Genomic DNA, 13,697 nt, shown 5'->3' with positions numbered 1-13,697 from the left:
TTCTTACCCTAAGCCCCCTACAGAACAAAGCCTCCTCCCTCACAGACTTCAGATCCCTCATCTCAAAAACACTGTTTCACCAGACTCAACAAGAAAAGTGAGTATTCAAATATTCATCACACTCTTTTAAAAAAAATCACCTCATCTATATTGATATGCCTGATATCACGCCCCCCCCTCAAATACCCCTATTTTACGACATAACAGAATAGAAAATTTTTAATTTTTCTTGCCAATCTTCTGAAATTACTCTACGAATTGAAAAATGTTTTTTGGTCGTCTACGCACCGATCAAGAGGGATTAAAGGTCCTAAGTCCGAGCGTAAAAATGAGCCCGCTTTGCGGGTATCTTGGGATTCCGGGAGATTTTGCTATGTCCAGGTGCTTCTCAGCACTAAAAGCAAAATGCTAACTCGGACTCGGTACTTGTTACTCCCGGAATACTCATGCGAGGGCGCTCGTAACCGGAGGGGGTAAAGTGCCAACTAAAATCCACATTTCAACGATATTTCGATAGGCAAAAGAATCCGTCACAGACGCATTTCAATGGGGTTTTCTCAAAAAGAATTAGGAAGTCATTTAGGCGTTAGTTTCCAACAAATCCAGAAATATGAAAAAGGCTTCAATCGTGTAAGCGCAGGATATTTACTCGAAATTGCCCCAAAACTAGAAGTTCCCATAAGCTTTTTTTATGCCGATATTGCTACAAAAGAAGCACTTTCAGCAGAAGAAAATGCTCTACTCCATGATCAGAAACATACAGCGAAAAAGAACACACCCTTTTGAAAAATTTTAGAAAACTCAAACTCCAAAAACAAAAGGCAATTTTGTGGTTGATTTCTGATTAAGCAAAAGCCCAACATTCTTTGCCAATAGAGCCAATACCCTAAAGTATAAGTTTCAGATCACCTCATCTCCCTCAAACAACGCTGTTTCATCAGGCGTAAAAAACAAAGCCTCTCTCCTCACATCCTCTTCATTCCATCCCCCCTCTCCCCTCAACACACCGCCTCTTCATCCACGCCCCTCCATTTTCTCACCCCATACCATGACAAAAGCACACACCACGCATTAAACCCCAGCTCATTTTTTACGGCTCCACGCTTTTACGCTTTTACACTTACACAGAACAGAGCCCTATGAAACGCCCACCCCACACTGTTCTATCAACAATGCTCTACACCCCAACTTCTTGCCCTAAGCCCCCTACAGAACAAAGCCTCCTCCCTCACAGACTTCAGATCCCCCCTCAAACGAACAGTGTTTACGGCATAATAAGGTAAGTGGAACGTATCGAAGTGATCACGCGCCACCACCTTATCCATTATCCATCGATAAAAATGCGATCAACACAAACAGCTTTAAAAAAGCTTTTCAAAAAATTCTAAAATAGAAAAACCCTCATCATCTAAAAAAATGGTGAATCATTGCGTTTTGCACATCATCCACCTTTACTTAAGCAAAGAAAGCTCCATCAATTGTCAATCTCCCCGCCTAAAGTTTTCCACGCCTAACATCCCCCCCCTCAAACAACGGTGTTTTAAAGCATAATAGGATAAAAAAGAGATATAAACATCGAATATATTGACGATTTCCTGCAAACGTCCAGCTTCTACGCGGTTTATGCCTTTTTCATATTTTGGGATTTGTTGAAAGCTTACGCCTAATTTTTTTCCCAATTATTTTTGAGAAATTCCCATGAAATTTTTTCTGTAACAAATTTTTTACTTATAGAAATATCATTAGAATGCGGATTTTTGTCTTGCACTTTTAACTTTCTCCCGCAACTGGGTGGGAATACCCTCGCATTGGTATTCCAGGAATCAAAAATACTGAATTACAATCGGCTTTTTGCTTTTAGCGCTGAGAAACACTCAGACATAACAAAAACTTCCAGAATCTTAGAAAATCCACATAACGTGCTAATTTTAACGCTATAGCGTTACAAAAAAACTGACGCACCCCTATGTTGCACTGTCTTCATGTCCCCTGAAGCTAAGAAAATGAATCAAAACAATTATTGAGTGAACAAGCAACTCATTCCGCCCCCCTTAACAAAGAACGGTTCACCAAAACATCCTGATCCCCAATAAACAGCATAATCCAATTAATCCAGAAAAAAGAAACAACTGCCCAGCCGAAGTGTGACCTAAAACAAACGCTCCAACAAAGGGCGCCACCAACATAGCTAAATTTTGTATAGACTGCACCCATCCGGAAGCCAATCCAATCTGTTCATTGAAATTGCTTACCAGATAAACGTTAGAAGATATGGAAAAGTAAGCACTAACCATTCCAATAAGGAAAAAACAGAGCAACAAAGTTTCAATACGGAGTAAATCCAAGTAAAAAAAGCACACTGAGATCATGACAAAACCAATCATTGTTGACATTGCCGGCATTAACAACTCTGATATTTTGCCTGTAAGGGGTTTATGCTTTGATTGTTTCACACTCCAAAACCCATAGAGAAAATTACCAATCGCTGAAGCAGATACCAGCATTCCAAGAGTCTGTTTATTCATTTTCATTGCACTAAGAATAACGGGCAACTGATTATTCACCATAAAGACCATAGCAAAATAAATGAATATTACCCCCACATAGGCATACCAAGTTGTCCCATAAAGCCTCTGCTGTAATTTTCTGGTGTTCGCTTTTTTTATTCTTAGCGATGAGACAGGTTGTGCACCAAGATAACAAAACACCATAAAGCCTAGGAATGTCAAAAAACCAGAAAATAATAAAGTATATGTATCTGACAAAAACGCAGAAAGCGTACTCCCCAAAGCAGGTCCTATCATCTTTGCTGCGCTATTGATCATGTTAAGCACAGAATAGTAACGAGTCCGTCCGTTTTCAGGCACCGAATTTGCACTAAGAACGGAAATTGCAGGCATGGCTAGACTGTTGAATGTCGCTCGAATAACTGCCAGTATAATAAATCCTTGCAGACTCGTCGCCATCAATAAACCGACAGTACAGAGTGCCCGTAACAGCAGTGAGGCCCGCAACCAATGGATCATAGAACGGTGACTTACCAACATTCCAATTGGCTTAGACAGAACGATACCAGGTAATAATGTTGCCGCCCCAATAAAAGCGACATCATATTGATCTGCTTTCCAAGTGAACACAGATACGGTCAAAATCACGATATAATCAATCCACCCCCCAAATGACACCATGCCATTACCCAGCAAAAGCACCAACAAGCGATTTTTTGTTGCCCTGTCTCTTTGCACCAAAACACGCCCCCTTCCTTTTTGTTAGCAATACTGATTGGACTATCAATTTTTCCTCATATCCTAAAGGCATTAACGATCTTCTTACAACAAAGAAATTTATAATTACAAAACCACTAATGCTAAGTTTTAGATATATATTAAAACTTTCATTATTGATTGAACTTAATCTGCGTCTCTGCGAATGACGACAATAACCAAGCCGTTAATCCAGCTCTTGAATCCATTACATAGGGATAATTCCTCTACGACAATTCCGCGGTTTCCATTCAACACAACACATTGATTTATAATGAAAAATTATCATTTATTTCAATTTAAATCATATCCCCGAATATAATAAGATCTTCTCATTACAACCCCTCTCATATTGAATCAATCAAAATCACTTGCTTGCACATCATAAGTGGGGCTGACATATAAACAAAAATTGTATAAGAAAAAACTAAAAATGCCTCTTATGAATCGTCTTAAAGTTAAGGCCCGTCGGCAACTTTGGGAGCTAGCAGAGTGTGTGATGGTGCCCACTTGCTCTTTTATGAAACGTAAAGAGGGAGTGCTCTATAAGTATTATATACGTCACCGAGCTTTATCGTTATACCCTTCACGGATGCCGTCGCGAAATGGGCGTGGAGAGCGTTGAAACATGTTTCTAAAACAAGCCCGTGAATTGGCAACATAATTTGGCAACACAATGGCGTTCTGTTTTACATTGAAAGATATGTCCCCTTCATCTCCCACCCAAACAATCCCTCAACATTCTCTCCAAGGAATGCTCTTCTTTATTCTTCATCATCACTTTTGTGCGGTGGGGGTGGTAAAATATAAGCGCCTGAAAGCCAACGATTAAGATCAATAGCTCGGCATCGTGTAGAACAAAAAGGATAAGCGTTTTGTTGTGCCATTTGACCACAAATAGGACAAGGATGCGGCGGACGGGTCTGTTTTTGCAAATTTAGCTCTTTTTTTTCTTGGCGCCCCTTTGTCATTGGCCTCTTCATTAACTTTTCTTCTGTTCCTTTTTTTTCATTTTTGTTTTTCTCTTTTTGTTGCTTTTCACCTTGCATTGATCTTGCCTTAAAGTTTTTCTAATGCGTTTCTTCAGCCCAGTGAGTAAAAAGTGGATAGTGATAAGCGGTCAAGAGATCGGCGGTTTCAGCCAAAGGCAATCCCACCACATTAGAATAAGAACCCGTGATATGGACAACAAAAGCCCCTGCTTTTCCTTGGATAGCGTATCCTCCCGCTTTCCCTTGCCATTCTCCTGAAGCAAGGTAAGCCTTCATCATGGCAGAGGTTAAGCGTCTAAAACGGACACGACTTTCAACCAATTTCACGGTTATTTTTCCCTGTTCATTAAGCGCACAAACGGCGCCATAGACCTTGTGTGAACGCCCAGAAAGGTATCGTAAACATTCATAAGCCTCATCCTCGCCTTGCGGTTTAGGCAGAATGGTGCGCCCAACAGCCACCACCGTATCAGCCGCCAAGATAATCATTTTCTGTTCAAACAACTCGTCTTGACCATTCTGACTGTACCAGCGCAAAATTTCTTGGGCTTTCAGCGCTTTTTCTTTTGCCAAACGTTTGGCAAGGTTTGTGGGATGTTCTTTTAATTTTGGTGTTTCATCAATATCGCTTGCATAAACCTGCTGCGGATCAATTCCTATTTGCGCTAAGAGCGCCAAACGCCGTGGCGAAGCGGAGGCAAGTACCAAATGAATTTCTTCCGCAAGAGTTTCTGCCAAACGTTTTTCTCCCCACTTTCTTATGTTTTCCATTTCCACCCCTTCACAATTGGCTTTTCTCTCACCTCTTTAAGCGCCCCTTTTAAGCACCCCTGATCTCCTCATCCTTTTCCCGCATTAATTTTACAGTTTTTCAAGGTCCTTTAACACTCTAGCGCCCTTTAACCCTCGCCTTTTTTCACGCACGAAAAGCACCCGAAAGGGATGTTAAAAATCGTAGAAATAATATAATTATGACTTTTACAAAAAAACGCATGCCACGCATTAAGCTACTTATAGCGGTATGTAATGCGTCCTTTTGTCAAATCATAAGGTGTCATTTCCACCATGATTTTATCACCTGCTAACACCCGAATACGATTTTTTCGCATTCTTCCAGCGGTATGGGCAATAATTTCATGATCATTTTCCAGTTTTACACGGAACATGGCATTGGGTAAGAGTTCAGTAACGATACCAGAAAATTCTAAAACTTCTTCTTTTGACATAAATAATTATTTCCTTTACAGTACGCACACTTTGTTAAGCTGTATTTTATTTTTCAGCGTTCATATCCTATTTTCTTCAGTTTGTGAATAAAAATTCAACAAAAATGGAAGGTTTTTCAAGTTTTCTCTTTTCTGTTCTCAAAAAACTTCACCCCACACTTTGAAACACAAAACTTTATCCCTTCAAATTTCACCCACCAATTTCCTCCAATTTTTATGATGATCTTGTAACAGAGTAACACGAAATGACGCTTAATCTTCTCTCCCAATACATGTCATCGAAGCCTCTCTCCATTTATATTTTTCCCCCCTTAAAAACACATCCTCATACGTTCCGTGCCCCAATACCCCATAAACATGTAAAACCGTGGTTTCTTTTTTATGTATTTCCACCTTTACGCTTTTACGCATTTACAGAAAGCAGCAAATCTGTACAAAATGCACAACATGCCACGCACCCCTCACCTCTTCAAAATCTCGCCCCCATTTTTATTAACAACAGTGTGAAAAACCGTCTCCTTATTTTATTGACCAGCATAAAATTTTTCGACAAATTTTAATTATCGCGAAAGTCCATAAGAAGCATTTTACGCCTTTTAAAAGAATTTTATCCCCATCGCTGCTTTTTTTTATGACATACAAAAATATTTTAAATTTTGATATAAGAGAACTTATTCGATAATCTCATTCAGTATAGACAACGAAAAATTATCCTTACAAACCACTGTTTTTTCGGTAGAAGCCTCATCATCAAAATGCTTGTCTTTATTTCTAAAAGAAAAGTTTCACATTTTTAGAAATTTCACACTGAAATTTAAAGGAAACCTCTAAAAAGTAGATAAAAAAAGGTCTGCTTTATTAAAAACAGACCTCTGTAGAAAATTATTTAAGTAATTTTCAAAATTCCACCTCTCGAAGCACTACAAGATACTTCAGAAGCACCAAAATGAATACAAACACTTTATTTAATAAAAAATAAAAAAAAATCAAGCACAAAAAATTTTTATAGTTAATTTGTCCTTTAAAAAATGAATTTTTTAGCCGGAGCCTTAATACAATTCGGCTGCCCGACAGCTCTCCCGAACCACTTCCTCCACCACCCCTTAACGTATTCAACAGCTCTTAACGTACTCACCCCTAACTTAAATGACGCGATTTTCACCGCCCTCCGTACCTAGAAAATCTTAGCTAAAAAAGATCAATTGCAAGTTCTCAATATTGCGATAGCCCTAGGCACTTGAAACGCTTCAGATTCATAAGAGGCATTTTTACTCCTTTTTTATAGTTTCACGCCACACGTCCATCCCACTTGCGTTGTGCAAGGGGATACTTTTTCTTAATTAAAGATAAACAGGTTTAGAATGAAAGAATCTTACGATATTCGGAGCACGCATTCTTTCCAGTTGAATAACGCCAAATTATCTTTATAAATCAATATAAAACAACACGTTGCTCATAAAGTTCAGTATTTTCATAAAAGATCATTTTAGATTATCAACAATTTCGATAACAGGTCTTCCCAATAAAAAAAGAAGCGGATTTTTTACCATCTCCGCCTCTTTAAACAGTAACATTATGATAAGAATTTATTGAAAAATTTCAAGACTATGAAGAGAACCAATTTGATAACAATTCATATCTTACAGGATCATCGGCACATTGTCCGCCACCGCATTCCAGTATGGTAGAAATCAAATTTGCCGCAATTAAAAACACAAATAAAAAACTTGCTGTTTTACTTAACACTGGAAAAGGAGAAAATTCTTTAAACCTATGTGCTAATTCGCCTAAAATCATGACTAACGAAACAGCAAAGATACAAAGGACAGAAATAATGAAAGCCCAAGTATAAAAATGCAATCCAAAGAACGTTGAACCATATCCCAGATCATCTGGTGTAATATGTAAAAACACCTGCCGTGCCGCAATAATACTGGTTACCATACAACCGAGAATAACCATACCATAATGGGTATTTTTCACTTTATGGTGAATATTAAGCAAGAACCCACACCCTGCAAGCATCAAACCAACGCGCTGCAGCAAACAAAGGGGACAAGGCAACTCAAACTTTACCAATTGATAATAAAAAGCCACCATCAAAACGATGGATAATCCGAAGAGTCCTAGTGTATTCATAAAGATAGCGAAATGAGGATTTTTTTGTTCAACATGTTCCATGGTTATTCTCTCAAAAAGATAGATTTAAAGTGGAAGTTGCATGATGATTAAAGGTGAGAAGGATGACAACAAACAAAATTGCCCACAAAACATAACTCATATTTTTTTTTCCACACACAGTGGTTATCGCAGTGCCTAAAGCGATTAAAAATGGAAAAAACATTACTTTAACCTTTCTTAATATCCAATATTCAACTCTTAATTATCGAGTTTTCACCATATTACAAAATTGGGCAAAAAAGAGACCATGAACTTATTATTAACAATTCATCATTCACGTTATCGTATTATTATAACGTTATAGTGTCATTATAACGTTATATATATATCATTATATTTGTGTGAAGAAATGCTGAAATAGATAATCGCCTAAAAACACATTTCCATAAAAGTACAAAAGCGTTGATTATTATCTTCTCTAAAATATCAGCAATTATATAAAGAGCATATTTCCCCCCCATGTAAAGAATCACCTAACCTGCAAAAGAAGTCTCCTTTGAAATTGAGAGAGAGATACCTCTTTCTCGAAAGAATATTCGAGATTGCAACGCACTTTTGCCATAAAAATCTCTTTTTTATTAAAAGCAATATTTTCAATTGCTCCATATTTTACATAATATGGGTACAGAGTTTATTTTAGCAAATAAAAAAATGAGGATATTTTCTAAAACTCTTACAATCAATGACTTTTCTACACTATATTTTTTTATTTTTTCCTCTTTGCTGAGTATTTCTTGGGTAAACGACACTCCAACGGCTTCACCGTCTCACCGTCCAGCACTTCAACCAGACCACAAAGGACAGTGTTTCATGACCTTCAAGACTCTGTATTTTATCTATTCGTATCCCGCCTTAAATTTTTACCTTTCAATCTTATTTGAAAAAAACTATTTTTCTGACATCAATTGGCTTTGCAAAGAGAATATAAAACTCTTACAAAAAATGATGAGAAAGAATCGCCTTAAACATTTGAAAAGGATGGTGGATGACGAAAAAATCATGTGATGTTGCAATTTTAATGGGAAGTCAATCGGATTGGCAAACGATGTGCCATAGTGCAGATATTTTGACGAATCTTGGTATTTCACATAGTTCGCATATAGTTTCAGCCCACCGTACTCCTGAACGCCTTTACCAATTTGCCAAAGAAGCCAAAGAAGCAGGTTTTAAAGTTTTAATTGCCGGTGCGGGGGGTGCAGCCCATCTACCTGGCATGTTAGCCGCCCTCACGCCTCTTCCTGTTTTTGGCGTTCCAGTGCACTCACACTCTCTTTCGGGTCAAGATTCTTTGCTTTCAATCGTGCAAATGCCGGCAGGGATACCCGTTGGCACGTTAGCCATTGGCAAAGCAGGCGCAATTAATGCAGCGCTTTTAGCCGCAGCCGTTATGGCCGTTTACGATCATGATCTCGCACAACGATTACAAGATTGGCGTCAGCAACAAACAGCCAATGTTGCCCAAACACCTGTAACGGAGGTTTAAAATGGCACCGTTCTCCAACACTATCCCTTCATCTCACATACTACCTCCAGGGAGCGTCATTGGTTTAATTGGTGGAGGACAATTAGCCCGCATGTTAGCCATAGCGGCAGCAGAGTTAGGATTTCGAACTGTTATTTTTTGCCCTGAAGAAGATTGTCCAGCGGCCCAAACAGCAAACAGCCATATGGTTTCCTCTTATGATGATATATCGGCTTTAGATCATTTTATTTCTCAGTGTGATGTTGTCAGCTACGAATTTGAAAATCTTTCGCTTCAAACGGTTCAATATGTAGAGAAGAGCAAGCCTGTTTATCCTTCTTCCAAAGCTTTAGAGATCACGCAAGATCGGCTTTTTGAGAAGCAATTTTTGCATGATCAAGGGATCAGCACCGCGTCATGGCATGCTGTTGACAATTCTTCTTCTCTTCTTTCTGGTCTTGATGCATTAGGTGGACGTGGTCTTTTAAAGACGCGTCGTTTTGGTTATGACGGAAAAAATCAGATCAAGCTTTATCACCCAGATGAACAAACCCTTGACGGAGCCTTTAAGACATTTCAGGAACAGCCTTGTATTTTGGAAGAAATAGTTCCTTTTTTATCGGAAATTTCGGTTCTCTCGGCACGCACCAAACAAGGGGAGCATATTTTTTATGATTGCCCTGAAAACCAACACAAAAACGGAATTCTTCATAAATCCTTTGTTCCATCACATATTCCACTTGAGGTGCAAAAAGCAGCACAAGCAATCAGCCTAACGGTTATGGATGCTCTCGATTATGTTGGTGTTCTTTGCATTGAATTTTTTGTCTTAACGAATGGTAATATTTTAGTGAATGAATTAGCGCCGCGTGTGCATAATTCGGGTCATTGGACACAAAAGGCATGCGTAACTTCACAATTTGAACAACATATCCGTGCTATTTGCGGACTTCCCTTAGGCAGCACCTATCGCCACAGCGATTGCCAAATGACAAATCTCCTTGGTAACAATCTCAACACTTTAAAATATTTTCTGAAGCAACAGCACACCTCGATCCATTTATATGGCAAAAGCACTGTTCACCCACACCGCAAAATGGGTCATGTGATCCAATTAACGGGGACTGCCAACAAATTTTAACACACATATATATAAATGCTTTTTCACACTTCCCCAATGAACTGAAAAAACAACTTCTCACTTTCCAAACCGCTTAACCTACATGAACATCTATCCACCTTCAAAAAAGCCTCCCCCCACCCCGATATCCATGCAGCACAACAAGCACTCCCACCTCTTCACCCCCCTATCCAGCTCTTTCACCTGCTCTTTTCAAAAACATCCCATCGCGGCTATCCCTTCACGACTAAAAGCAATTCACCAGCCCACTCACCTCCACCTTCCACGGCATCATTTTCCCCCATATTATAGGCTATAGGTCGTCCTCTTCACTTCCCTTTTAATTCCACCCTTTAGGGGATAAACTTTTCTCTTGCGCCTATAGAGAGCATTCTAACAATGCGTTCTCATTGCCTCTAGTCTCCCTTTTTGTGTTCATTCTTTCACAAAAGTGCCAAGTGCCCCGCACCACTCCTGAACTCCACATCAAAGATATCATTACAGTACTAAGCTCATCCATCATAGAAACCTCCTCTTTTCCCTCACAAGGCGGATATTACCTATGTCGTATTTTCTAGAGTTTGAAGCGTCTTTTCTTGTTTCATTTCGCGATAAAGCTTAAAAGAGCAGATGTAAATACACCACACACTGAAAGAAAACCGTAAATTTATCTTACGCTCAAAAACACCAACCGTTTAAAATATCATTCACTTTAACATTTGTAATATTTGTCACCTTCGTTATGTCTATTGCCTTCGTTCTTTCCCCTATAAAGTTACGTTATTCAAATCTGTCAACAATCAGGCTTCTCTTAAGTAAATTCTAGCCGACATAAACACTTCATATTAAACGCCTCTTCACCTATAGTTTAGTCATAAACCATAATTGTACTCACAAAAAGAATCGTTTATACAGCGGCACGAAGAACTGTACATGTTTCATAATAATAAAGGGGAGATATGCTATAGAGGTATTATAGTCAGTCGTATTATATTATAACAAGTACAGAAATCTTCTTTTCATCTCATAAAAATAATTTGAGAGATTGAGTTATTTACGTTATCAAAAGACAAATTTAAGAAACAAATGAATATCAACATGGAAAAAAACTTATTAAATGCATCGTCAAAAGATCAAAATGATACATATCCTCAATGGGATTTAGTCCTTGATATCCAAAAAGAAGTTAAGGAAACAATAAAGGCTGGTGTTGTTTCACTGGGAGAATTTATATTCATAATTTTTATAAGCGTCTGTTTATACATTTTTCTCTCAATATTAGGCCATGCGGATGAACCTCAAATGGATGCTGCAACTTTAATCGGGCTGATATGCACATTAATTCTGTACGGTTCGATACCCATCTCTTTGGTGCTACGGATCATAGTAAAGAAGAAACTGAAAAAAGTAATGAAACAACTAAACGAAGCGGTTGCTAATCAAAATTAATAAGGAGAGAAAAATGATTGAAGCTATAATATTAGGGCGCATTCTAGGGATCATTATCGGTTGTGCAATAATAACATTATCCGTTTGGCTTGTTTATTCTACCATTAAATATCGAAAACTGTACCGTAAAGCGCTTACAGGATTAAACTTAGCAAATCAAAAATGTAATAAAGGAATTAATAAATAAAAAAGCGTGAAAAACGTGGTATTTAAAATACCATAATCCTTATTTTCATATTTCTCGATGTATTTAATGTGATTACCAGTTATTGAGAGCCCATATTGAGGATATGAGACTTTTTGTAAGGGAGCGTTTGAAACGATAGGCATGATATTATGTGCGTATAGCAAATACAAGAAACAATTCCAACGTCCCCCTCCCTTGATTTCCTCTACTTCAAGCATTTCAGCCAGCACATGCGTCTAACAGGGCTTCACCAGCCCCCCTTTTAAGAAGCCCCCTCGCCCCTCCTCAAAGACAAAGCACCCCATCTCTGACAGGATTTATTGATTCAAAGTCGAAAAGTTTTTAGTTTGTTTACACTCTTTATCTTTTTGTCCTTCTTTTGCGAGAATATTTTTTTACCTTCAAGGCAACCATTAACACTGCCTAAGGAATTTGTAAGGAATACACCCTTGACAAGAATAAGACTTCTTGTTAGATTCCTTTCAGTTTTTTTTGCAATTTTCACTTATTCGTTGTGCTAATGAAGTGTGTTAATGCGTACCTTAAGGGGTGCGTTTTTCTTTTTGTGATCACAATGAAAAAGTGTATCGTTTAATGTTATACTGCAATGATGATATCATAATGCAATTTTCGTAGGATAGGCAGTGTGTTATCGTATTGGGGTTATGATATTGAGTTAAGTAAACTGTTTCAACGGTGAATATGATGAAAATTAAAAATTCGCTTAAAGCACTAAAGGAGCGCCACCGTAACAATCGTTTGGTGCGTCGTAAGGGTCGTATTTATATCCTCAATAAAACGAACCCTCGTTTTAGAGCACGTCAAGGTTAATTTTTTCAGAGTTAATATTTTTATGCCTACTTTAATTGTAGGCAGAAATTTTTGTCTGAGATTTTTTTGAGTTACGAGTTTATTGTTTGATTACAAGTCTAGTATTTGATAATGTTTGGTGATTTATCTTTTGAGGGCTTGTTTTTATGGATTCTTCTATTTTTTTAAAAGCCTTTCGATTTTTTCAGCTGCGTTTTTTCTGTATTTTTCAGCGCGCGTTTTTTCTTTTTTTTGTTGGTATTTTTTGTTTTGTTCCCTCGAGCTATGGGCAAAATCCTCCTTCTCTTCCTGAAGATCGTCCTTCTCCACAATCTCTTTTACCGTTAGAAGATCTCATCCCCAATTCTCCAGCCGCTTCCTCAACGTTCACTGCTTCTGATTCATCGGCGATTATTCTTGAAGATTTTGACTCAGAACAGCTTTCCCATGTTGAGAGAATGAAGCAACGCAAAGAAGCAGAAATTTCACGTTTACTTAAAGAATTGAAATATTGTGCTGATGTTGCTAAAGCGAAAAAGATCAATCAACAACTTCAACATTTATGGTCTCAATCTGGGAGTGAGACGATAGATCTTTTGATGTCATGGGCTGAAAATGCACTCAACAGCGACGATTATGGGCTTGCGCTTGATTATATTGACAATGCTCTTGCACTTTTACCTACTCACGTTGAAGCTTGGATAAGACGTGCTTGGATTCACATTCAACTGAACGATTTCAAACTTGCCCTGCTTGATCTCAACCATGCTCTTGAACTTGAGCCACGTAATTATAGTGCTTTTTTTGAACTTGGCGTTGCCATGGAAGCGACAGAGCGTCCATACCTTGCTCTCAAAGCTTATGAAGCGGCATTAGATTACTACCCACAAATGCAAAGGGTTCAAAAGCGCGTGCAAGCTCTGTTAGACGAACAATCACCACAAGCTCTTTGAACACCATCATTCAACATTGATGGTCCCAATCGGGGTGTGAGACGATGGACTTGT

13 protein-coding genes and 1 pseudogene are annotated in these 13,697 nt (G+C 38.3%); 7 read left to right on the top strand and 7 right to left on the bottom strand.

Annotation, left to right across the window (positions count from 1 at the left end):
- Positions 1–507 precede the first annotated feature (507 nt).
- Positions 508–848, top strand: a pseudogene (locus ACFIKI_RS06420) (helix-turn-helix domain-containing protein).
- 633 nt (positions 849–1,481) lie between these two features.
- Here the strand turns inward: ACFIKI_RS06420 and ACFIKI_RS06415 are convergent.
- From ACFIKI_RS06415 to ACFIKI_RS06385, 7 genes are all read right to left on the bottom strand, one after another.
- Positions 1,482–1,679: a helix-turn-helix domain-containing protein gene (locus ACFIKI_RS06415; protein WP_375666387.1), complete on the bottom strand. Its 198-nt coding sequence runs from the start codon at positions 1,677–1,679 to the stop codon at positions 1,482–1,484.
- 387 nt (positions 1,680–2,066) lie between these two features.
- A complete protein-coding gene (locus ACFIKI_RS06410; RefSeq protein ID WP_375666410.1) occupies positions 2,067–3,245 on the bottom strand; it encodes an MFS transporter in 1,179 nt (392 codons plus the stop codon).
- 782 nt (positions 3,246–4,027) lie between these two features.
- Positions 4,028–4,312 (bottom strand): DNA gyrase inhibitor YacG, encoded by a 285-nt coding sequence (gene yacG / locus ACFIKI_RS06405; RefSeq protein WP_375666385.1) that lies wholly within the window; start codon positions 4,310–4,312, stop codon positions 4,028–4,030.
- 21 nt (positions 4,313–4,333) lie between these two features.
- Entirely contained in the window at positions 4,334–5,026 is a 693-nt protein-coding gene (locus ACFIKI_RS06400) for a Maf family nucleotide pyrophosphatase (RefSeq protein WP_375666383.1), read from the bottom strand.
- A gap of 236 nt (positions 5,027–5,262) precedes the next feature.
- Entirely contained in the window at positions 5,263–5,481 is a 219-nt protein-coding gene (gene infA, locus ACFIKI_RS06395) for a translation initiation factor IF-1 (RefSeq protein ID WP_004857577.1), read from the bottom strand.
- Between the two features lie 1,605 nt (positions 5,482–7,086).
- A complete protein-coding gene (locus ACFIKI_RS06390) occupies positions 7,087–7,662 on the bottom strand; it encodes a disulfide bond formation protein B (RefSeq protein ID WP_375666381.1) in 576 nt (191 codons plus the stop codon).
- Positions 7,663–7,672: 10 nt separating this feature from the next.
- Positions 7,673–7,825, bottom strand: a complete 153-nt coding sequence (locus tag ACFIKI_RS06385; protein WP_375666380.1) for a DUF5993 family protein — start codon at positions 7,823–7,825, stop codon at positions 7,673–7,675.
- 822 nt (positions 7,826–8,647) lie between these two features.
- On the opposite strand from ACFIKI_RS06385, the gene purE reads away from it, so the two are divergent.
- The 6 genes from purE (at position 8,648) to ACFIKI_RS06355 (ending at position 13,643) form a co-directional block, all read left to right on the top strand.
- Positions 8,648–9,145, top strand: a complete 498-nt coding sequence (gene purE, locus ACFIKI_RS06380; protein WP_375666379.1) for a 5-(carboxyamino)imidazole ribonucleotide mutase — start codon at positions 8,648–8,650, stop codon at positions 9,143–9,145.
- Position 9,146: 1 nt separating this feature from the next.
- Positions 9,147–10,265, top strand: a complete 1,119-nt coding sequence (locus tag ACFIKI_RS06375; protein ID WP_375666378.1) for a 5-(carboxyamino)imidazole ribonucleotide synthase — start codon at positions 9,147–9,149, stop codon at positions 10,263–10,265.
- A 1,077-nt stretch (positions 10,266–11,342) separates the two neighbouring features.
- The gene (locus tag ACFIKI_RS06370) at positions 11,343–11,693 is read left to right on the top strand and encodes a hypothetical protein (protein ID WP_375666377.1); all 351 of its coding nucleotides are present in this window, start codon (positions 11,343–11,345) and stop codon (positions 11,691–11,693) included.
- A 13-nt stretch (positions 11,694–11,706) separates the two neighbouring features.
- A complete protein-coding gene (locus ACFIKI_RS06365) occupies positions 11,707–11,880 on the top strand; it encodes a hypothetical protein (RefSeq protein ID WP_375666376.1) in 174 nt (57 codons plus the stop codon).
- A 705-nt stretch (positions 11,881–12,585) separates the two neighbouring features.
- On the top strand, positions 12,586–12,711 hold the full coding sequence (ykgO, locus tag ACFIKI_RS06360) for a type B 50S ribosomal protein L36 (protein WP_013545486.1): 126 nt from the start codon (positions 12,586–12,588) through the stop codon (positions 12,709–12,711).
- A gap of 146 nt (positions 12,712–12,857) precedes the next feature.
- Complete coding sequence (locus ACFIKI_RS06355) at positions 12,858–13,643, top strand: tetratricopeptide repeat protein (protein ID WP_375666375.1); 786 nt, start codon at positions 12,858–12,860, stop codon at positions 13,641–13,643.
- The last annotated feature ends 54 nt before the right edge of the window (positions 13,644–13,697 follow it).

This window comes from Bartonella sp. TT121SHDZB, assembly GCF_042193415.1.
In the GTDB taxonomy this organism is placed as follows: domain Bacteria; phylum Pseudomonadota; class Alphaproteobacteria; order Rhizobiales; family Rhizobiaceae; genus Bartonella.
The sequence above is the reverse complement of the archived record's forward strand: the minus strand, read 5'-3'. Positions and strand labels throughout refer to the sequence as shown.

What these genes read in the sequence shown, in the direction of transcription:
- yacG (WP_375666385.1), bottom strand. Translation starts at nt 4,312, where the DNA reads ATGCAAGGTGAAAAGCAACAAAAAGAGAAAAACAAAAATGAAAAAAAA.
- ACFIKI_RS06400 (WP_375666383.1), bottom strand. Translation starts at nt 5,026, where the DNA reads ATGGAAAACATAAGAAAGTGGGGAGAAAAACGTTTGGCAGAAACTCTT.
- infA (WP_004857577.1), bottom strand. Translation starts at nt 5,481, where the DNA reads ATGTCAAAAGAAGAAGTTTTAGAATTTTCTGGTATCGTTACTGAACTC.
- ACFIKI_RS06390 (WP_375666381.1), bottom strand. Translation starts at nt 7,662, where the DNA reads ATGGAACATGTTGAACAAAAAAATCCTCATTTCGCTATCTTTATGAAT.
- ACFIKI_RS06385 (WP_375666380.1), bottom strand. Translation starts at nt 7,825, where the DNA reads ATGTTTTTTCCATTTTTAATCGCTTTAGGCACTGCGATAACCACTGTG.
- purE (WP_375666379.1), top strand. Translation starts at nt 8,648, where the DNA reads ATGACGAAAAAATCATGTGATGTTGCAATTTTAATGGGAAGTCAATCG.
- ACFIKI_RS06375 (WP_375666378.1), top strand. Translation starts at nt 9,147, where the DNA reads ATGGCACCGTTCTCCAACACTATCCCTTCATCTCACATACTACCTCCA.
- ACFIKI_RS06370 (WP_375666377.1), top strand. Translation starts at nt 11,343, where the DNA reads ATGGAAAAAAACTTATTAAATGCATCGTCAAAAGATCAAAATGATACA.
- ACFIKI_RS06365 (WP_375666376.1), top strand. Translation starts at nt 11,707, where the DNA reads ATGATTGAAGCTATAATATTAGGGCGCATTCTAGGGATCATTATCGGT.
- ykgO (WP_013545486.1), top strand. Translation starts at nt 12,586, where the DNA reads ATGAAAATTAAAAATTCGCTTAAAGCACTAAAGGAGCGCCACCGTAAC.
- ACFIKI_RS06355 (WP_375666375.1), top strand. Translation starts at nt 12,858, where the DNA reads ATGGATTCTTCTATTTTTTTAAAAGCCTTTCGATTTTTTCAGCTGCGT.